The organism is Glutamicibacter sp. 363 (assembly GCF_052379505.1).
Classification (GTDB): Bacteria; Actinomycetota; Actinomycetes; order Actinomycetales; family Micrococcaceae; genus Glutamicibacter.
Genome location: NZ_JBQSYR010000001.1, coordinates 233,810 through 254,726, shown reverse-complemented (window position 1 = coordinate 254,726; position 20,917 = coordinate 233,810). Strand labels below are relative to the sequence as shown.

13 protein-coding genes are annotated in these 20,917 nt (G+C 60.0%); 9 read left to right on the top strand and 4 right to left on the bottom strand.

The window, feature by feature from the left end; all coding sequences use genetic code 11:
• Window positions 1-69 precede the first annotated feature (69 nt).
• From ACT3UA_RS01225 to ACT3UA_RS01210, 4 genes are all read left to right on the top strand, one after another.
• Window positions 70-1,026, top strand: a complete 957-nt coding sequence (locus ACT3UA_RS01225; RefSeq protein WP_255248438.1) for a proteasome assembly chaperone family protein — start codon at window positions 70-72, stop codon at window positions 1,024-1,026.
• The gene (locus ACT3UA_RS01220; protein ID WP_096286429.1) at window positions 1,023-2,291 is read left to right on the top strand and encodes an MFS transporter; all 1,269 of its coding nucleotides are present in this window, start codon (window positions 1,023-1,025) and stop codon (window positions 2,289-2,291) included. Before ACT3UA_RS01225 ends, ACT3UA_RS01220 begins: the two co-directional genes overlap by 4 nt.
• 66 nt (window positions 2,292-2,357) lie before the next feature.
• Entirely contained in the window at window positions 2,358-3,461 is a 1,104-nt protein-coding gene (locus ACT3UA_RS01215; protein ID WP_096286427.1) for a DUF4192 domain-containing protein, read from the top strand.
• Between the two features lie 252 nt (window positions 3,462-3,713).
• Window positions 3,714-4,943, top strand: a complete 1,230-nt coding sequence (locus ACT3UA_RS01210; protein WP_096286425.1) for an RNA polymerase sigma factor — start codon at window positions 3,714-3,716, stop codon at window positions 4,941-4,943.
• Window positions 4,944-5,100: 157 nt separating this feature from the next.
• Here the strand turns inward: ACT3UA_RS01210 and ACT3UA_RS01205 are convergent, their stop codons facing one another.
• A complete protein-coding gene (locus ACT3UA_RS01205; protein ID WP_096286423.1) occupies window positions 5,101-5,325 on the bottom strand; it encodes a DUF7455 domain-containing protein in 225 nt (74 codons plus the stop codon).
• A gap of 223 nt (window positions 5,326-5,548) precedes the next feature.
• Between ACT3UA_RS01205 and ACT3UA_RS01200 the strand changes: the two genes are divergently transcribed.
• Window positions 5,549-7,657: a DNA gyrase/topoisomerase IV subunit B gene (locus tag ACT3UA_RS01200; protein WP_096286421.1), complete on the top strand. Its 2,109-nt coding sequence runs from the start codon at window positions 5,549-5,551 to the stop codon at window positions 7,655-7,657.
• 115 nt (window positions 7,658-7,772) lie between these two features.
• Here the strand turns inward: ACT3UA_RS01200 and ACT3UA_RS01195 are convergent, their stop codons facing one another.
• Both ACT3UA_RS01195 and ACT3UA_RS01190 read right to left on the bottom strand, forming a co-directional pair.
• Window positions 7,773-8,738 carry a M56 family metallopeptidase gene (locus tag ACT3UA_RS01195; protein WP_096286419.1) on the bottom strand — a complete coding sequence of 322 codons (966 nt, stop codon included), beginning with the start codon at window positions 8,736-8,738 and terminating at the stop codon, window positions 7,773-7,775.
• A gap of 23 nt (window positions 8,739-8,761) precedes the next feature.
• Window positions 8,762-9,133, bottom strand: a complete 372-nt coding sequence (locus ACT3UA_RS01190) for a BlaI/MecI/CopY family transcriptional regulator (protein ID WP_096286417.1) — start codon at window positions 9,131-9,133, stop codon at window positions 8,762-8,764.
• A gap of 393 nt (window positions 9,134-9,526) precedes the next feature.
• Here ACT3UA_RS01190 and ACT3UA_RS01185 point away from each other — a divergent pair, with 393 nt between their 5' ends.
• The 3 genes from ACT3UA_RS01185 to cydC are packed head-to-tail and all read left to right on the top strand — an operon-like array spanning window position 9,527 to window position 15,499.
• Window positions 9,527-11,116: a cytochrome ubiquinol oxidase subunit I gene (locus ACT3UA_RS01185; RefSeq protein ID WP_096286415.1), complete on the top strand. Its 1,590-nt coding sequence runs from the start codon at window positions 9,527-9,529 to the stop codon at window positions 11,114-11,116.
• Between the two features lie 13 nt (window positions 11,117-11,129).
• Window positions 11,130-12,155, top strand: a complete 1,026-nt coding sequence (gene cydB, locus ACT3UA_RS01180; protein WP_096286413.1) for a cytochrome d ubiquinol oxidase subunit II — start codon at window positions 11,130-11,132, stop codon at window positions 12,153-12,155.
• A 26-nt stretch (window positions 12,156-12,181) separates the two neighbouring features.
• Entirely contained in the window at window positions 12,182-15,499 is a 3,318-nt protein-coding gene (gene cydC, locus ACT3UA_RS01175) for a thiol reductant ABC exporter subunit CydC (protein ID WP_096286411.1), read from the top strand.
• A gap of 13 nt (window positions 15,500-15,512) precedes the next feature.
• On the opposite strand, the gene ACT3UA_RS01170 is transcribed toward cydC, so the two are convergent.
• Entirely contained in the window at window positions 15,513-18,143 is a 2,631-nt protein-coding gene (locus tag ACT3UA_RS01170) for a DNA gyrase/topoisomerase IV subunit A (RefSeq protein ID WP_096286409.1), read from the bottom strand.
• A 99-nt stretch (window positions 18,144-18,242) separates the two neighbouring features.
• On the opposite strand from ACT3UA_RS01170, the gene ACT3UA_RS01165 reads away from it, so the two are divergent.
• Window positions 18,243-20,903 (top strand): bifunctional acetate--CoA ligase family protein/GNAT family N-acetyltransferase, encoded by a 2,661-nt coding sequence (locus tag ACT3UA_RS01165; protein ID WP_096286407.1) that lies wholly within the window; start codon window positions 18,243-18,245, stop codon window positions 20,901-20,903.
• Window positions 20,904-20,917 lie beyond the last annotated feature (14 nt).

Here is a 20,917-nt window from a genome sequence, read left to right as displayed (position 1 = left end):
GCTTTAAGTAATCGCCTCTGCTTGGCGGTACCGAAAACGATTGAGGTGAGAATGTCCAAGGATCCGTTGATGACTCTGGTCAGCATTAACTTGGACGATCCGAGTCTGCAGGGTCTAGGGATGTACGTTTCGTTGCGTGGAGCATCCGACGCAGGCCATGCCCATGACTTGGTATGCAACGAGCTCTTCGGAAATTTGAATTCTGAACTCTATGCCAGTTTTGACACGGATGAGCTTGTTGTCTACAGCGCCCAGCGCCCACGGGTGTCTTTCCTCGGCGATCACTTCGCCGGCTATCAGGAGCCGCGCATCGAAATCTACCTGATGACCGATGCGCTGGACCGGAAGTTCTGGTTCCTCACCGGAGTCGAGCCAGACCTGCGTTGGGAACGCACCATCGCCGAGTTGCTGAACTTTATCGACGCGTTCAACGTGCAACTGGTGACCGGCACCGTGTCGCTGCCTCTGCCTGTGCCACACACCCGCCCAGTGGGAGTGACCGCACACGGAAACCGCAAGGATCTCACCGAAAATATCTCCACGTGGGCCCCTACCGCCGAAACCCCATCGGGGCTGATGGCGCTTTTGGAGATCCGCCTGAATGACGCGGGCCGCGACGTCGTAGGCTATTCGTTGCACACCCCGCATTACCTGGCCGAATCCGAATATCCGGCGGTTGCCGTGGCTGCCTTAGAGCATGTGGGTGCCGCGCTGAAGCTGGCGCTTCCCACAGAAAAGTTGCGCGAAGCGGCCCGGTTGATCGAATCTCAGCTTGCCGAACAGATCGAAAGCAGCAACGAAGTCAAGCAAATGGTGCTCGGTTTTGAGAAGCGCTTTGACGAGCACGCGCAAGATCACGAACGCCGTTCGCTGCTGTTGGATGAAGACGAAAAAATGCCAGATGCCGAGGAGCTGGGGGCAAGCGTTGAAGACTTCCTGGCCACAATCGAGGACAGCACCGACTGGTTGAACGCCAACGGAAAGTCCGGGGGAGCGGACTCCGCATCGGGTGACCCTGACCAGTGATTCAGTCTCACCTAAACTCGGCGCGATCTTGGTTGGTGGTTTGTGCCGGAATATTTACCTATATGGCGGCCGTGTCCCAACGAACAAGTTTTGGTGTTGCAGGGCTTCAGGCCACTGAAAGATTTGATGCCACCGCTCAAATCCTGGCGTCATTTTCGGTGGTTCAGCTTGTTGTCTACGCCGGCGCTCAGGTTCCGGTAGGCCTGCTGCTGGACAAGATTGGGCCGCGCGTCATGATCATCACCGGTTCGGTGTTGATGGCTATGGGCCAAGCGTTCTTGGCTATTTCAACCAGCGTTCCGATGGGGTTAGGCGGAAGAATCCTAGTTGGGTCGGGCGACGCGATGGTGTTCGTCTCGGTACTCAAGCTGCTTCCGTTGTGGTTCTCCGGCTCGCGCATTCCGGTATTAACGCAGCTGGTAGGAACCTTTGGGCAGGCTGGACAACTAGTCAGCCTCTTTCCTTTTCATCTGATCTTGGTGCAGTTTGGGTGGACCCCGGCATTTTCAGTCATGTCCGGTCTGGCTTTAGCAAGCTTGCTGATCGCCATATCCCTGATTCGCAATGGTCCGGGCTGGGCGCATCTGAGCGAGAGTGCGCCGATGCGCACCCGTGATCGATTAACCACCGCGTGGAAGCAACCCGGAACCCGGCTCGGGTTCTGGACACACTTCACCACCTCCTTTATGATCAATGTTTTCTTGCTGACCTGGGGGTACCCCTTCCTGGTTCAAGGTCAAGGGCTCGAAGGTGGTTTCGCGTCCGGGTTGATGTCGATTTTCGTGGCGGTTGCGGTCTTATACGGGCCGCTTCTAGGAGCGTTGACGGCCAGATATCCGCACAAGCGCTCAAACTTCGCTCTGGGCGTTATTGGAGCCATGGTGTTCATGTGGGCGGTCGTGTTGTTCTGGCCTGGTGCTGCGCCGTTATGGGTGCTGATCATTTTGCTCGTTGCCGTGGCGGCTGGTGGTCCTTCATCGGTTATCGCGTTCGACTTTGCCCGGACCTTCAACCCACCAAACATCATGGGTACCGCCATTGGGCTGGTCAATACCGGTGGGTTCTTCGGCGGGTTCGTCACCATCTACCTGGTCGGCGTCGTGATGGACTGGCTTTATGCGGCCAACGGGTCGGTGGGCGAGCTATACAATTTGCCGGCCTTCCGCATTGCGTTGTCGGTGCAATTTGTCATGGCGGCGATCGGGGTGACGTTCATGCTGATCGAACGGCGCAAGGCCAGAGAGCAGCCGGCCAATACCCAGTAGGAGCACTTCTCCACAGCGCGCGCTGAACTGAAGCCCGGAAGAGTTCTTGGGGCGCATCGTGGGGTTATGACTACTACACCCGAACGGCAGCCCCTCTCGTTGTCCGATTGCGATGACGTACTCGCCTATATTCCCCATGCCCTTGGCTTTCACCCGCAAAAGTCGATGGTGCTCCTACTGATCGTTGGGCAACGCCTCGAAGCGACGCTTCGTGTTGACCTGCCCAGCGAAATTCATGAAGTGGACCGCAGGCCGTGGGTCGCACAGGTGCTCGGCTTGCTTCGGCGACTTCCACAGGTGCGCAGTGTTGTCGCAGTGGTATACGCACCGGGAGACATCAAGATCGCAGAGCAGATTCCCTATCAGCAAATGATCGGCGAACTCGAAGAAGCCTTTGATCCTCATGGCATTCAACTGCGACAAGCCTGGTGCCTTTGCCGCGAGAAAGTCTGGGACTACGACGACGGCGACGTCGGTGTAACTTTCCCACGGCCAGACATCGCGCTGGGAGAAACCAACCTGTCTCTGGTCCTTGCCGGTTCTGCTCCGTTGGACCGACCTTGGGACGGAACCGGAATAGCAACGTGGGCTAACGCGGCAGAAGTCCAAGAGCTCACAGGTGCATTTGGCGATGACCTGCTGGACAGCCTCGATGAATGGGCAGAAGTCCTGAACCTGAGCGATGATGAAGCACTAGAACGCATTCATTCGAGTTCGCTGAGCAGTGCACGAATGCTGGCGGGCCTGAGAATTCGTCTCGTCCGTGATGTACTGCCTTTTCTTGCTGGCGTCGGTACGGCGCAGACCATGGAAATGACCAAACAATTGTGCGTTGGCAATGGGGGCGAGCAGGTTAAACCTCTGGCAGATTTCCTCCTGGGGCGAGGGTGGCAGAGCCCGGACTGGAAGCGATTGGAACGGCTGTGGTTGGTTTCTCGTGATCTGCTCGGTGTTGCAGTTGATGGCGAACGCCACGCCTTGATGTGCATCCTGGCTTGGATCGAATGGGCTCGTGGGCGCGGCACCATGGCCATCGCTTTGATCGATCGAGTCCTTAGCGAGCGGGGAGACTACCGGCTAGCCCAGCTCCTTCGAGAGCTAATGAATCGCGGATCGATGCCCGAATGGGCTACGGACGAACTGCGTGCATGGCGTGCCCAGCTGGGTTAGCAGACGCGCGGGTGACCGGGTCAAGTGGTGTCTGTGGGCGAATTAGTGGATAATGAAAAAACAGACCCGGTTAGGTTCGAGTTGTCTAGGTTCCAGAAACGTAGTTTTTGGGAACATTAGACGTGGTTGGTGCGTTGTAATCAATGTACCCACCGTCGCGTTGAGTCACTGATACAGCGCATTCGGACTTGACAGGGTCATAGTGGTGTTACCGGCAGGTGCATCCGGAACGCATCGTTAGAAAGGTTATTCGTGTCATCTTCTGAGACGAACGCTAATCGTAAGGTTACTGAGGCTGAGGCCGCAGAGGCCGAGGAAACGGCAGAAACTCCTGTCGCGAAAAAGCGCGCTACCCGTGCGAAGGCTAAGCCTCGCGCAAAGAAGACTGCAACTTCCGAGGAGTCGGACGTCGAGCAGGGTTCTGAAGAGTCCGAAGACGATGCTGAGTCGGGTGCCGCTGACGCAGCTGGCGCCAAGGACGGCTCGGCAAAGCCGGAAGAAGAATCCAAGGGATTCACCTTGTCTTCTGCCGATGATGATGCTCCGCAGCAGCAGGTCATGGTTGCAGGTGCAACCGCCGACCCGGTCAAGGACTACCTGAAGCAGATCGGTAAGGTCGCACTGCTGAACGCAGAGCAGGAAGTCGACTTAGCTCTGCGTATCGAAGCAGGGCTTTTCGCTACCGATAAGCTTTCCAAAGATGACGGCTCAATCGACCAGCGCTTGCGCTGGGACTACGAGCAGATCATTCACGACGGAAAGATCGCAAAGAATCACCTACTTGAGGCGAACCTTCGTCTCGTTGTCTCGCTGGCAAAGCGCTACACCGGACGTGGGATGCTCTTCTTGGACTTGATCCAGGAAGGTAACTTGGGTCTGATCCGTGCAGTCGAGAAGTTCGACTACACCAAGGGATTCAAGTTCTCCACCTACGCGACGTGGTGGATCCGCCAGGCCATTACCCGCGCCATGGCAGACCAGGCACGTACCATTCGTATCCCGGTCCACATGGTTGAAGTCATCAATAAGCTGGCACGTGTACAGCGACAGATGCTTCAGGATCTGGGCCGCGAACCGACTCCAGAAGAGTTGGCCAAGGAACTGGATATGACCCCTGAAAAGGTTGTTGAAGTTCAGAAATACGGTCGCGAACCAATCTCGCTACACACCCCGCTGGGTGAAGATGGCGACTCTGAGTTCGGTGACTTGATCGAAGACTCCGAAGCGGTCGTTCCGGCCGATGCGGTTTCCTTCACCCTGTTGCAGGAACAACTGCACTCGGTTCTGGACACCCTGTCCGAACGTGAAGCAGGCGTTGTAGCCATGCGCTTTGGCCTGACCGACGGTCAGCCGAAGACCTTAGATGAAATCGGCAAGGTTTACGGTGTCACCCGTGAGCGTATTCGCCAGATCGAGTCGAAGACCATGTCGAAGCTGCGCCACCCATCGCGTTCACAAGTTCTGCGTGACTACCTAGACTAAATTTTTCACGTCATGCGGTCGCAATATCCCTAATGAGGATACTGCGACCGCATTTCTTTTTAAGCTGTAGCACGGGAAGCAGGCGCTTAAAGCAAGAAGGGTGATCCAGCATCGGCTGGATCACCCTTCTGTTGAATAGGACATAGGTCCCACTCGTTTAGTCGTTGATGTCGACCTTTGGCTTTTCGTAAAGTCGTGCCGACTCGTCCTGCCAGACCGAAGTGATTGGGCGCAGCTTGGGTTCCACGGAGCGTGCGTGGTGGGCACAGAAGAGTAATTCTCCGCTGTTAGAAGCCAGCACAGCCCGTACATAAGCCTGTGCGCCGCATCGGTCGCACCGGTCGAGGGCATTTAGTTCACGACTAGTGGTAGTAGTAGTCATTGCCAGCCTCCTTAAATCGATGTTCAATCTATACAACCAGCTTTGGCCTTGACTTTATCCCTAAATCGGGGCGCTTTCGCTCACCGCGTAGCGCTTGTGGAGAACTTTTGCTGACGACTCGGGAGAATTACCGACCGGGCGATAGCACCAAGTTCGAACACATAAACGAGTAGAATGGTATGTAGTTCATTCTTTTCCCGCGTCAGTAGGAGATTGCAGCCCCGTGGCCTCAGCCGATAATTACAATGCACGTCATCTCTCCGTTCTTGAGGGGCTCGAAGCCGTACGCAAGCGACCTGGCATGTACATCGGGTCTACCGACTCTCGCGGCTTGATGCACTGCCTGTGGGAGATCATTGATAACTCGGTCGACGAGGCGCTCGGCGGTTTCGGGCAATCCATCAATGTCATCTTGCATGCCGACGGTTCGGTCGAGGTCCATGATGACGGTCGTGGCATTCCCGTAGACATCGAGCCAAAAACCGGTCTGAGCGGCATGGAAGTCGTCTTTACCAAACTGCATGCCGGTGGCAAGTTCGGCGGCGGCTCCTATGGGGCTTCCGGTGGCTTGCACGGGGTAGGAGCTTCGGTGGTCAATGCTCTTTCGGCCCGGCTAGACGTCGAAGTTGATCGCGGCGGCAAAACCTATTCGATGCAGTTCCGCCGTGGCGAGCCAGGCAAATTCGCAGATCGTGGCCGGCCCAAAGCCGATGCCCCGTTCGCCGCTCATGAAAAAGCAACCGTTCCGGAAATCATCGGCAAAGCAAAGCGCGGGGTGACCGGCACCCGTATCCGTTATTGGGCAGATGACCATATCTTCACGTCGGACGCAAAATTCTCATATGAAGAACTCCAGAACCGTGCCCGTCAGACCTCTTTCCTGGTTCCTGGTCTGCGGATCACCTTGCGCGACGAACGTGCGCTGGCCGGAACCGAGGGAGCCGAAGGGCCGTACGAGGAAGTCTTCCAGCACGACGGCGGCATTAGTGAGTTCGTCGAGTACCTGAGCAGCGATTCATCGGTTACCGACGTGTGGCGCGTCCATGGCAGTGGTTCGTTCCACGAGAAGGTTCCGGTAATCGACGAGAACGGGCGGAGCCATATCGAAGATGTTCAGCGCGTGTGCGAGGTCGACGTCGCGTTGCGTTGGGGGATCGGATATGACACCACCATCCAAAGCTTTGTGAATATCATTGCCACGCCTAAAGGCGGAACGCATATTTCCGGCTTCGAGCAAGCGCTGCTGAAGTCTTTCCGCAAGAACGTCCACGCAAATGCTCGCAAACTCAAGTTCGGTCAAAAAGACAAAATTGAGAAAGACGATGTGATGGCCGGGCTGACCGCGGTGCTCACCGTGCGACTTGCCGAGCCGCAATTCGAAGGACAGACCAAGGAAATTCTTGGTACCTCGCAGGTCCGGCAGATTGTCACGAAGGTCGTCGAAAAGGCGCTGAACGAGCGCCTGGCATCCACCAAACGCAATGAAAAGGCCGAAGCGTCGACGCTTCTTGAAAAAGTTGTCAACGAAATGAAGTCCAGGGTTTCAGCTCGGATGCATAAGGAAACTCAGCGCCGCAAAACCGCGCTCGAGTCGTCCTCGCTTCCTACCAAGCTGCTTGATTGCCGGAGCAAAGAAGTCGGGCGTTCTGAACTCTTCATTGTCGAGGGCGACAGCGCATTGGGTACTGCGCGTGTGGCGCGTTCCAGCGAATTCCAGGCGCTACTGCCAATTCGAGGCAAGATCCTCAACGTGCAGAAGGCCTCCATTTCGGACATGCTATCGAATGTGGAATGCGCTGCCATGATTCAGGTGATTGGCGCCGGATCGGGACGTAGCTTCGATATTGAGCAGGCCAGATACGGCAAGATCATCTTGATGACGGACGCCGACGTTGATGGGGCGCACATTCGAACGCTGCTGTTGACGCTGTTCTATCGATACATGCGACCAATGATCGAGCACGGCCGCGTCTATGCAGCCGTGCCGCCATTGCATCGTATTGAGGTGATCAACCCGGGTTCGAAGGCCAACGAGGTAATTTACACTTATTCCGAGGCCGAGATGTCTGCCCTGCTGGCCAAGATTGAAGCCGAAGGAAAGCGCTATAAGGAACCGATCCAACGCTACAAGGGACTTGGCGAGATGGACGCTGACCAGCTGGCCGAGACGACCATGGATCCACATCATCGGATGCTTCGGCGCGTGGGCATCGAACACGCTCAGGCGGCCGAGGAAGTCTTCGACTTGCTGATGGGCTCGGACGTGGCTCCGCGCAAGAACTTCATCATCGCCGGCGCCGAAAACCTTGAACGGGACCGCATCGACATGTAGTCGACCATGATGTTTATGCACGAGATAGCCCTCCCGGATGACCTGCCTAACCGCAAGTCCGGGAGGGCCTTGTCGCAGCTTGTAGCGCTGGCATGCTCCCGCTTGCGTTGGCTAGTTACCAGGACAGCAAACGCGGGGCAATGAGCAAGACGGTGGGGCACACCAGGAGCAGCACCGTGCAGGATAGAACCACAAAATTCTGCAATCGATTCAGCGGAGCTACCGGTGACAGCAGGCGTTGCAGCCGCCGCGAGGAAACTTCACCGCCGGGCATCCCTACGACTTCGCCGGTGGCTCCGCTTGAGGCATCCTTGGGCGCCCCAACCGAGGCAATAGAGGACGCTACGCTCACTATGGCGCGAAGCAGAACCGGTCGGTCCACTACCTCGAGTGCTTTGTCATCGGCGAGCATCTCGATCAGTTGCCGCACCGCATCCAGTGACAGACGCGAGGTCGGCAGCCAGGGCAATGCTTCGTGCCAGGCGGTAAAGGCCAGAATCAGCAGATCGTGCCGCTGATCGAGATGCGAATTCTCATGCGAGATGACGGCGCGTTGTTCCTCGGGGGAGAGCTGGGTCAGCAGGCCCTTTGACAGCACCGTAACCGATCCGTTGAAGCCCGGCACGCAATAGGCCACCGGAAGGTCGTGATCGAGCACGAGCGTATTGGGCCGGGTCTGCGAGGGGTTGCTCAACAATCGCAAGAGCTGACGGTGCCTGGCTCTTTGCAGGGTCGTGCGCCACGAAGCTCTCACCAGGGTGAGCACCAGATGGAAAGCGAAGAGCAATGCTGTACTGAGCGCAAATAAGTGAACGACGCCGGGGTACTTAATGCTGGGATCGCCGGTGACCAGAAGCCAACTAGCATGCAGCGCGGAGATGAGGTCGTTGCCGAGCGGGGTCAGCCCCCAGACAAGCATCGAGCCGATCATGGACAGGCCACCGCCCAGGGCGATCGCTTGCCAGAGCAATACCGCCGCCACCGGGGCGCGCGCGGTCCATTTTGCTTTAGACAATGCCAACGGCGTCGGCCACGCCAAGACGATAGCCAACGCCGCTAGGAAATATGAGGTGAGAAGCACTCAGTCCCCGAAGTTCATGTTACTCAGACAGTCTTTACAGAATCCAAGATAGCACGCAGGGAGACTGCTTCATCAGCCGAGATTCCTCCGATAAATCGGGCGAGGACGGCTTCGCGATCTTGAGCGGTGCCCAAAGCGTCGTTTAGCAGTCCAACAGTATGGTCCTCGCGAGACGAGGACGCGGTGTAACGATGTGGACGAGTGGAGCGTTCCCGCGCCACAAGTCCCTTCTTCTCCAGTCGGGCCAACACGGTAAGTACCGTGGTAACTGCGAGTTCTTTTGCATCAGTACCGAGTGCCGCTAGGGCATCACGAAGATCGTTAGCGGTAAGCGGTTCTGCAGAATCCCACAGCAGGTCCATGACGGAGCGTTCCAGATCGCCAAGGCTGGCCACCAGGTCTTACCTCACTTGCTTTAGTGCTGATGCAGTGCTGCCAACCTCCACAGGGTGGGGAAAGCATTCTGCTTGGAAATTTCATTATATAGGCGTTTGTCCGATATTTCTACGTGGCGTAAAAATATCGAGTGATGACTGGGTTTGCGGATAACCGCCTTGGATCGGCCAGCGGGTGGTGCTGCTTGGTGTTGACTTGGGGTTTTTTCTTTCAGAAAGTCCTTTCTGTGTCAATGCTAGGAATCTTGGCTTTTTCATCCCTAGGAAACTGCCGCCCTTCCGGTGGTCCACGAGTTCTACAAGCTGTCGAAATTGGTCTATTCTGGCAATACGGGCATTTTCTACGACATGTAGAAAATGAAGTATCGACTTCTCGGGACAGTTGAGGAATCCATGGATGTATTAGAGATTGCTCGGTGGCAGTTTGGCATTACCACCGTGTACCACTTCCTGATGGTGCCGCTAACCATTGGCCTCGGACTCACCGTTGCCGTGATGCAGACGGTCTGGCACCGAACCGGCAACGAACACTGGCTGCGCATGACGAAGTTCTGGGGCAAGCTCTTCCTCATTAACTTCATCATGGGGGTAGCTACGGGCATCGTCCAGGAGTTCCAATTTGGAATGGCATGGAGCGAATACAGTCGATACGTGGGCGATGTCTTCGGCGCACCCCTGGCCATGGAGGCGCTGCTCGCCTTCTTCGTCGAGTCCACCTTCCTCGGGCTGTGGATCTTTGGCTGGAAAAAACTACCTCCGCGGATACACCTAGCCACCATCTGGTGCGCCTCGCTGGCGGCGATCCTTTCGGCCTACTTCATTCTGGTCGCCAACTCCTGGATGCAGCATCCGGTAGGCACTGAGCTCATCGACGGGCGCGCGGTGATGACCGACGCCTGGGCGGTATTCACCAACAACACCGCACTGGTGACCTTCCCGCACACAATTTTCGGAGCATTCGCGGTCGCCGGAGGCTTCCTGCTGGGCATCTCCTGGTTCCACCTCTACCGCCGCCGCAAGGAAGGCATCGACAGCGTTGATGCCAATGGACGAGTCATCGTCGGCGAGGACCCGGCTAAGGGCCGGGTGCGAGATCGAAAGGATCACAAAGTCTGGATCACTTCATTGCGCATCGGCGCAGTGATCGCCGTGGTCTCCTTCGCTGGAGTTGCGCTGTCCGGCCATGAACAAGCAAAGCTCATGTTCGAGCAGCAGCCCATGAAGATGGCTGCCGCCGAAGCCGCATGCCACGACGGAACCGGGTTCTCGGTACTCACGCTGGGCAACGTGAGCACCGAAGGGGCGACCACTTGTGACGACGTCGTTGCGGTCTTCGAACTGCCGGGGCTTTTGTCCTACCTCGCCAATGGCGACTTTGAGACTCCGGTCAAGGGCGTGAACACGCTGATTCCCGAATACCAGGAAAAGTACGGAAGCCACTACCCAGATGACCCGGCCTTCGGGCAATATGCAGGCGAAGAGATCAGCTACCTTCCGGTGATGGAAGTAACGTACTGGGGATTCCGGCTGATGATCACCCTCGGCGGGCTTTCGGCGGTCACTGCGGCCCTGGCGCTGTGGCTCACCCGCAAGGGGACTGTGCCCTACAGCAAATGGCTTTCACGGCTAGCGCTGCTGAGCATCGCAGCCCCCTTCGGCGCGAACTCGGCGGGCTGGATCTTCACCGAAATGGGCAGGCAGCCATTCACCGTGGCGCCGAACCCTCAGATGGGCGGGGTGGACCAAGTGTTCATGTACACCGCCGCCTCGGTTTCCCCCACCGTGAGCGCCGGAGAAATGCTGTTCTCCTTGATCACGCTGACCTTGGTTTATGGGGTGTTGCTGGTGGTGGAACTGGTGCTGCTCACCCGATACATCCGGGGAGGCACCGGATCGGCCATGCCGGAACTGCGGGATCACGAGCAGACATCGGACAAAGACCCTAGCGACGACGAGGGCGACGTTCTCGCCTTCGCATATTAGACAGGCGATAGCAATGGATTGGCTTCCTACTCTCTGGTTTATCCTCATCGCCGTGCTCTGGACCGGCTATCTATTTCTGGAAGGTTTCGACCTCGGCATCGGCATGCAGATCGGTCTGGGCCGCGGCGGCGAAAAGCACAAGCGGGTGCTGCTCAACACCATCGGCCCGGTCTGGGACGGAAACGAGGTCTGGCTGCTGACCGCCGCGGGGGCAACCTTCGCGGCCTTCCCCTACTGGTATGCGTCACTGTTTTCCGCGCTGTACCTCCCGCTGACCCTCGTGCTGGTGGCATTGATCTTCCGTGCGGTAGCCATCGAGTACCGCGGAAAAGCCGTAAGCAGCAGAACTCGCGGACTGTGGGATCTGGCCCTGGGCTGGGGGTCGCTTGTTGCGGCTTTCGGGGTCGGCGCAATGCTCGCCCTGACCACTCTCGGCCTGCCGCTGAACGAAAATGGCGACCGGGTCGGCGGGCCCTTCGCCTGGCTCACCTGGTCCGCAATACTCGGCGGTGTAGCGGTGGTGGCCTTTAGCTGGATCCACTCGATCGCCTTCCTGCGGCTGAAGACCGACGGGCCAATCCGTGCACGTTCGGGCAGGCTCTTTGTCCGTTGGCTCCCGCTGTGCATCGCACCATTGCTGCTGTGGTCCCTGGTCGTCCTGCTCGGGCAGCGCTCACCCGCTGCCTGGGGACTCCTCGGGCTGGCCCTGATCGCGGTGTGCGGCGCATGGATGAGCGCACGGTCGGGACATGAAGCTCGCTCCTTCATCGCTCTGGGCATCACGCTCTTGGCCGCGGTGGCCGCGATCTTCGTCGCAGCCTTCCCGGTGGTGCTTCCCTCGACTCTTGACGCAGCCTTTGATTTGACCATCGATAACGCGTCGAGCTCGCCCTACACGCTGAAGCTGATGAGCATCGTGGCCGCCTTCGGCGTTCCCCTGGTGCTTGCTTACCAGTCCTGGAGCTACTGGGTATTTCGCAAACGCATCAGCGAAAAGCATATACCGGAGGATCACTTGGTGACCTCGGTCGTGAAGTAATTTAGCCAGCTCGAAAGGAACCGATCATGTCTGCGCCCCGCTTTTTGCCTCGCGACCTGCTGCCCCGCCGACAGGTTGCCCTGCTGGCGGCCTTCTCGGTGCTCAAAACCAGCGGGCTGATCCTCGTGGCCTACACGTTGGCCACGTGGATTACCCAGATGTCCCTCGGGCAGCCGCACCAGCAGCTGCTGCTCTGGTTGGCGCTGGGCGGGGCGGCCTTGCGCACAGTGGGAGTCTGGGGACTCAACGCAGGCTCCCGGCGCTTGGGGGCCGGAGCGAAAGAGCAGATGCGCGCAAATCTGATCGCATCCGCCGCTTCGCGCCCGGGGATCCTTGCAGATCAGCGAAATGACCTGTCGCTGGCGGAGGCTTCGACGTTGGCAGGCCATGGCATTGAAAAGCTCGATGACTACTTCACCAAATTCATTCCCGCGCTGATCGGCGCCACGGTTGTCCCACTGCTTCTGGGGATCTACATCTTGCGGATCGATTGGCTCAGTGCCCTGGTGCTGCTGCTGACAATTCCGCTGATTCCGGTATTCATGGCGCTCATCGGGATGCACACTCAAGACACCATCGAGCAGTCGCAGGCCAAGCTCGACGCCCTAGCCAATCAACTCTATGAACTCGCCCAAGGGCTGCCGGCGCTGCTCGGATTGGGGCGTGCCCGCCACCAAGGGCACGCCATCGCGCAGGTCAGCGAACGCTACCGGGCCGCGACCATGCAGAACCTGCGGACCGTTTTCATGTCCAGCTTCTGGCTGGAATTGATCTCAACGCTTTCGGTTGCGGTGCTCGCCGTACTCATCGGTGTTCGACTCGTTGGCGGAAACATGGATCTGGCCGCCGGGCTGACCATCTTGATCCTCGCGCCCGAACTGTTCATCGCCTTGCGCGAGGTCGGTTCGGCCTACCATGCGGCCGATGACGGGCTCGCAGCCTACGAACGCTACCGCAAACAAATACAGGGCACGCCCGCCAGCTCGCTGCGCGCCCCGACCGGCCCGATGCGCAAGGCCAATGTGCTCGAAGTGCGAAAACTGTCGCTTCGATACCCGGGGCAGAACCCGATCTATAGCGATTTCAGTATGGACCTGCGCGCCGGAGACCGCCAGCTGCTGAGCACCGCAAGCGGTAGCGGAAAAACCAGTCTGCTCAAGCTCATCGCCGAGGCGCAAACCAGCAGCAATGAGTTCGCCGCCGAGCTGGTGAGCGGGGAAATCTTTGTGGCCGGAGAATTGGCATGCATCAGCCAGCACCCGCAGTTCAACGCCCAGACGGGAACCGAGCAGATAGCACAAGACGCACCAGAGGCGCCCAAAGAGCTGACCGAAAGGCTAGCTGCCGAACTGAACCTGCGCGCCATGCTGCCTCGGGCCATAGCGGAGTACTCGCCAGGGGAACTCCGCAGGCTCGAGGTGCTGCGCGCGCTATTGCGGCTGCACTCGGTGCCCAGCTGCCGGCTGCTGCTGGCCGATGAGCCCACGGCCCATCTGGACGAACAGAACGCGGCCGCGGTCCGCCGGCTGCTCGCCGAACTACCTGAGGATTGCGCCATGCTGGTGGCCAGCCACGACCCGCTCATCACCGAAACCGGCCCCACGCTGAGCACCCGCCAGCCAACGCCCGATCACCTGCGCGCAGTATCCCAGGCGCCGATGCGCGGCGGGGCCGCGCCCCAGGGGAAACCAGAGGGCAATCCCCGGTGGAACCCACGCCGGGAAGTCATGGGCAACTATCGGGCCGCCCGCAAGGCGCTGTGCTACGGGGCGCTCTCCATCCTCTGCGCCGTTGCGCTCGCCGGGCTCAGCGGCTGGCTCATCGTCGAAGCCAGCTACCAGCCGGCCATCCTGCACCTCACGGTCGCCTTTGTCATGGTGCGCACCTTGGGCATCGGGCGCGCGGTATTCAGGTATCTGGAGCAACTCGCCATCCACGACGCGGTGCTCGGCTATGCCGGGGCCTTGCGTGAAAAGCTGTGGAACGCCATGGTCGCCAACCCCGCACGCTGGGGCATGATGAGCCGCTCCTCGGTGGTGCTGCGGTATCTGCTCGCCGAAGTCGACGAATTACGCGACGCCCTTGCCCGAGTGCTCTTCCCACCCTTGCAAGCACTGATCGTGTGGGCTCTTGGTACCGTGGTGCTTTTCCAGATCCAGCCAGAGTTCGGCTACGCAGCACTTGGCGCCGGGCTCTTTCTGGCCTTCCCGGCGCGCTGGCTGGTGAAACTCGTCGAGGGGAGGCACCTGGCTCTGGCGCTGCGCCATCGCTTGCAGCTGAACCAACTGGTGCTATCCACTCTGCGCAATAAGGAAGCGCTACGTGCCTACGGCAGCCTCGGTCCGGTGCTCCACAAGCTTGCCCGGGCCGAAAGCCGGAATACCGCCCGGGCTCGCCGCCACGCCTATGGCCAAGGCACCGCCCCGGCCCTGGCCGCGCTAACCACGGTGCTGCTTGCCACGGCCTTGGTGACCCTCTCACAAAGCAGCGCATCGTTCACCGCCCTGGCCGTGCTGCTGGCCCTGTCCCTGGCAGAACCGGCAGCTAGCGCACTGGGCGCGATCCAGCAGGGACGAGCCTTGCACGAGCTGACCGATCAGCTTGCAGGCCGCGGGGTAGGGGAGCAGGGAACTGCCCGACCAGGCGCAACCGCAACGCAACCTGGCTACACGGTCCACGGCTACCGGCTGGCCGGGCTGGAACTGGGCTACGTGCCCGGTAACCCGGTGATCAGCAACTTGGACGCGCAGATCCGCCCCGGAGAGTGGACCGCCTTGACCGGAACCTCAGGCTCGGGTAAATCCACGCTGCTCACCGCCTTGCTCGGTGCCCTGCCCGCGAGCGGGGGACGCCTGGAAAGCATCGATGAGCACGGCAACTACCGCGCCCTGGAGCAAGGGGCGATGGATTCGGTGGCTTGGTGCCCGCAAGAAGCGCACCTATTCGATTCCACTCTTCGACGGAACCTGAACCTGGCAGCCAACAGCGCGGCGCCGGCGTCCGACGAAGCGCTCATCGGAATCCTGCACCGGGTAGGGCTCGCCGGCTGGTATGCGGCACAACCTGCCGGGCTCGAGACGCGGATCGGCAGCGGCGGGCACCGGCTCTCCGGCGGGCAACGCTGCAAACTTGCGGTCGCCCGAGCCCTGGTCGGCGGGCAGCAGGTGATCCTGCTCGATGAACCGACCGCGCACCTAGGCGTTGATGAAAGTGCCGAACTAATCCGCACGCTGCGTGCCGCGCTCGCCGGGCGGACCGTCGTGCTGATCACCCACGAGCCGAAGCTGGCCGAAATCTGCGAGGGGTCGATCTGCTTGGACCGAACCCTCGCACCCGCCAGCTAAAAGCAGCCGCCTGTCAGAGCAGCACGCCGCCATCGGAGAACGGCAAGGTGTCCTCTCCGGGATGCAGCTCTGGTTTCACCCGGGGCTTGGCGGCCGGGGCGGCGTCGCTCTGCTGCGGAGCAGGCGCGCCAGGCTCACTGCCGGCCACCGCACCGGCCGGAGCTTGGCCCGGAAGGGAACCGCCGAGAATGTTGATCGTCTGCGCCAGCGGGGCGCCGGAACCATCACGCTTGGCGAATTCGGTCGGCAAGGCGCGCACCACCCCGGCGGCCGAACTGGCGCGGGCCGGCCCATAACCGGCGTAGCCCAGCGCCAGGTAGTCCTCGCCCTTGGCGAAGCGGTGTGCCCGCACTCCGGCCGTCGCGCGTCCCTTCACGGGGAACTCGCTGAAGGAACTGAGCTTCACCGACTGGCCCGAGGTTCCCGGAAGGGTCTGCGATCCGGAAGCTATGGTCGCCACGACCGCGTCCTCATTGGCCTGGCCCACCACGCCGAAATGAATGACCCTGTCCTCTCCGGCCAGCTTGATACCGGCCATGCCCGAGGCGGTACGCCCCTGCGAACGCACGGCGGTGGCGGGGAATCGCAATAGCTGGGCCTGGCGAGTCAGGAAGACCAGCTCATCGGAGTCCTCGGCCGGTGCGGCCGAAACGACGACATCGCCGTCCTTCAAGGTGATCACCTCGAACTCTTCGCGATTCAACGGATAATCGGGGGTGACGCGTTTGACTACGCCATTTTGCGTGCCCAGAGCGAAGACCCGGTTCAGCGGCAGCAACGCCACCACGCGTTCGCCCTTTTCAAGCTTCAGGAATTCGCCGACCGGAACACCATTGGCCAGCTGCGGGAAGCCATGAGTTTCGGGCAGCACCGGCACATCGATCAACGAAATGCGGATCATCCGCCCGGTGGTTGTCAGCGCGCCGATCTCTCCGCGGGCGGTCGAGGGGACCTGGGAGGAGAGCACATCGTGCTTGATGCGTGCGGAGGAGAAGTCCAGCGGGCTCCGGTCATGGGTGCGGGCGATCTGCCCGGTGGCCGAGAGCAGCACGAAGCAGGGCGAATCGGAGACTTCCAGGGCCAGTTTCGCTGTTTTTCCGGTGCCTACCTCTTCGGGCAGAGCGGTGCCCTTCAGCGGTTCGAGGGCGGAGGACTTGTTCAGCTTGGTGCGCCGCGGCGTGCCGAAGGTCTCCGCCATCTGCCCGAGCTCCGCGGAAACCAGGGCGTGCAGCTTCTGATCGTCGCCCAGGATTTCGCGCAGTTCGGCGATTTCAGCGCGCAGCTGTTCGGCCTCGGCCTCCAGCTCGATCCGCGAGTACTTGGTCAGCTGGCGCAGGCGCAGTTCCAGAATGTGGCTTGCCTGTGGTTCGCTGAGATCGAAGACCGTCATCAGCCGTTCGCGGGCTTCGGCGGTCTGCTCGGAGGAACGGATGATTGCGATGACGTCATCGATGTCGAGAATCGCGATCAGCAGCCCCTCGACCAGGTGCAACCGGTCTTCGCGCTTGGCCAGACGGTGCGCGGTCCGCCGGCGGACCACATCGATACGGTGCTCCACATAGACGGTCAGCAGTTCGCGCAGTCCCAAGGTGCGCGGCTGCCCCTCGACCAGGGTCACATTATTTATCCCGAAGGAGTCTTCCATCGGGGTGTACTTGTAGAGAGCGGCCAGCACGGCGTTCGGGTTGAAGCCGTTCTTGAGCTCGATCACAAGCTTCAGACCATGGTGGCGGTCGGTGAGGTCAACGACATCGGAGACGCCAACGATCTTCTTGTTGTTGACGCCGTCCTTGATCTTCTCGATGACTTTTTCGGGCCCTACCGTGTAGGGCAGCTCGGTGACCACCAGCGCGGATTTGCGGGCGGAGATCTTTTCCAGGTTCACGGTGGCGCGGGTGCGGAATGCGCCGCGGCCGGAGCGATAGGCGTCCTTGACGCCGTCAAGTCCCACAATCGTGCCGCCGGAGGGCAGATCCGGACCCGGAACGAACTTCATCAGTTCTTCAACCGGTGCATCCGGATTCGCGATCAAGTGCTGCGCCGCGGCGACTACCTCATTGAGATTGTGCGGGGCCATATTCGTGGCCATGCCCACCGCGATACCGGTGGTGCCGTTAACCAGCAGGTTGGGGAACGCCGCAGGCAGAACTTCGGGCTGTATGAACTGGTTGTCATAGTTGGGGACGAAGTCCACCACGTCTTCGTCGAGGTTTGCGGTCATCGCCACCGCGGAGGCCGCGAGCCGGGCCTCGGTATAACGCGGGGCGGCCGGTCCGTCATCGAGCGAACCGAAGTTGCCGTGGCCATCGATCAGCGGCAAGCGCAGCGAGAAGCTCTGCGCCAGACGAACCATCGCATCGTAGATCGCGGTGTCCCCGTGCGGGTGGAGCTTGCCCATGACCTCCCCGACCACACGAGCGGACTTCACGTGGCCCTTCTCCGGGCGCAGGCCCATTTGGGCCATCTGGAAGAGGATGCGTCGCTGCACCGGCTTCAGGCCATCTCGGGCATCCGGTAGCGCACGCGAATAGATCACCGAGTAGGCGTACTCCAAGAAGGAGGATTCCATTTCGCTGGTGACATCGATATCGACGATGTTCTCGACGAAATCCTCGGGAATCTCGGGAGTTTTTTTGCGAGCCATTACTCTGCCTTCGCCCTTCATCTGCTGCTTCACGGCCTAAAATGTCGGATTTCGTGTTGCAGCTGGGCGCAAACGCGAAAGCGCGACTATTCTAAGCCTATGGTGGATCGTAAACTTTCAGCGGCATATCCAGCCCACTGGGAAGCAGATGTTGTTCTTCGCGACGGCACGACCGCGCATCTTCGGCCAATTACGCCCCAAGATGCTCAAGCCTTGCAAGACATGCATAAACAGCAATCTGAAACTTCGGTTTACCTACGCTATTTTACGTACAAGTCGTCGCTGACTCCTAAAGAGCTTGAACGGTTCACCAATGTCGATCATCGCAACCGGGTGGCCTTCACCGTGCTGCGCGGTTCGAAGATCATCGGGGTAGGCCGCTACGACCGGCTGGAGAATCCGGCCGAAGCCGAGGTCGCCTTCAACGTCTCGGACGAATACCAAGGCACCGGGATCGGTTCAATCCTGCTCGAGCACCTTGCCGCCGCCGGGCGGGAAAACGACATAGTCAAATTCACCGCCGAAATCCTGCCGGAAAACCGCAAGATGCTCACTGTGTTCTCGGATGCCGGCTATGCGGTGGCCCGGCACTTCGAAGATGGGGTGATCATGCTGGAATTCCCCATCAGCCCCACCGAGAAATCGAAGGAAGTCACCGAAGCACGAGAACACCGTGCCGAAGCGAGCAGCGTTGCCGGGGTCCTCGCACCGTCCGCCGTAGCGGTGATCGGTGCCAGCCGCGCCTGGGGGAGTATCGGCCACGACGTGCTGGACCGGCTCGTCGAAGGCGGATTTACCGGGACCATCTATGCCGTCAACGAGCAGGCCTTCGAGGTCGGCGGGCTGCTGAGTTATGGAAATATCACCGACGTCCCCGGCCCGGTGGACTTGGCAATTATCTGCGTGCCACGAGAACGGGTTCTGGAAACCATCCAGGACTGTGGCGCGCACGGAGTGAAAAGCCTGATTCTCATGACCGCCGGTTATGAGACCGCCGACGGCCTAGTGGCCCAACGCAAGCTGGTGGCGCTGGCCAGGGCAAACGGCATGCGCGTCATCGGCCCAGCATCCTTGGGAGTGCTCAATACCGATCCGCAGATCCGCCTCAACGCCTCGCTGGCAAGCGAATTGCCGCAGGCAGGGCCGGTCGGTCTGTTCAGCCAGTCGGCAGCTATGGGCATTGTTTTGCAAGGCGCGGCGATGCAACGCGCGGTCGGCCAAAGCAGCGCCATCTCAGCCGGGCTGCGCGCAGATGTGTCAGGCAATGACGCGATGCAGTATTTCGAGGATGACAAGCGCACCGGCGTCGTGGCGATGCATTTGGAATCCTTCGGCAATCCACGTAAGTTCTCCCGCATCGCCCGTCGCCTGGCGCGCAGCAAGCCGGTGATCGTGGCTAAATCGGACCTGATGGGCCGGCGGATACCACCGGGGCACTCGGTGCGCTTGGGCGAGGCCCCGCCGGCGGCGTTGAATGCGATGCTGCGGCAATCCGGGGTGATCCGGGTGAGGTCCATCGAAGAGCTCATGGACGTCGCCTCGCTGCTGTCGGTATTCCCGGCCCCTGCCGGACCACAAGTAGCGGTGCTCTCAAACTCTTTGGCCCTGGCCGAAATCGTCGGTGATGTCACGGTGGGACGCAACCTGTTCGCCACCGCGCAGAGTGAAGAATTGGATTACTCGCTCGGAGAATCACGATCGATTTCGAAATTGCGTGCGCGGGTGACCGAACTGGTGCAAGACCCGCAGGTGCACTCGGTGATCGTGGCGCATCTTCCGGCCATCGGGATAAGCGCGCAATCGGTGATCAAGGTGCTGACCGAATTCAGTGGGCAGGACAAGCCCGTCATTGCCCTCATGCCAGGCATCGCGGATCCGAAATTCCGTGAGGGTGTGCATCAAGGAATTCCGGTGTTTACCTCGCCTACCGAGGCCGTTGGCGCGCTGTCCAAAGCGTACGGCTATAGCCAGTGGATGAATGTCCCTTTTCAAGCCCTGCCGGAACCCACAGATGTGGATGTTGCCGGCGCGCATGAGTACCTTGAACAGCTGGTCGGCGACATCGTCGGTACCGAACTGAAAGAGCTGAACCACGAACAGTCCAGTAAACTCCTTGGCTACTATGGCATCAAGGTATTCGATTCGACGGTGGTCAGGTCAGCTGAACAAGCGTTGGAGGCTGCCGACCGGCTCGGTTGGCCGGTCGCGCTGAAAGCCAACGATCCGGATATGCGCCAACGCCTCGATCTGGGCGGCGTTCGATTAAACATTCCAGATGCGCAGAGCCTAGAGGCAAACTTCAAACATATGAGCGCCCTCATGGCCTCGTACGACGTGACCTCGCTCGAAGTGCAATCCATGGCACCGGCCGGACAAGCCTGCGTGATCAAGGCGGTGGAAGACCCGCTGCTCGGACCGGTGATCTCCTTTGGGCTGAGCGGCGATCCGGTGAACCTGCTCGACGATTGGGCCCACGGCGTGGCGCCACTGACCACGGAAGACCTCGACAACCTGATTCGGCGCCCGCGTAGCAGCGTTCGGCTCCTTGGCTATCAGGGTCTGCCGGCGGTAGACCTGGAATCCCTGAAAGACTTCATCACTCGCGTCTCGATGCTCAAGGACCATCACCCAGCGGTGACGATTATGAACTTTGCGCCGGTTAGCGTGGCTCAGGATTCGCTGAGTGTCCTGGGGGTCAGCATGAAGATCGGCAATACCGAACAGCGTACCGATAGCGTGCGACGGGCCCTGCGAAGTTGAGCTGAGGGGTGGCT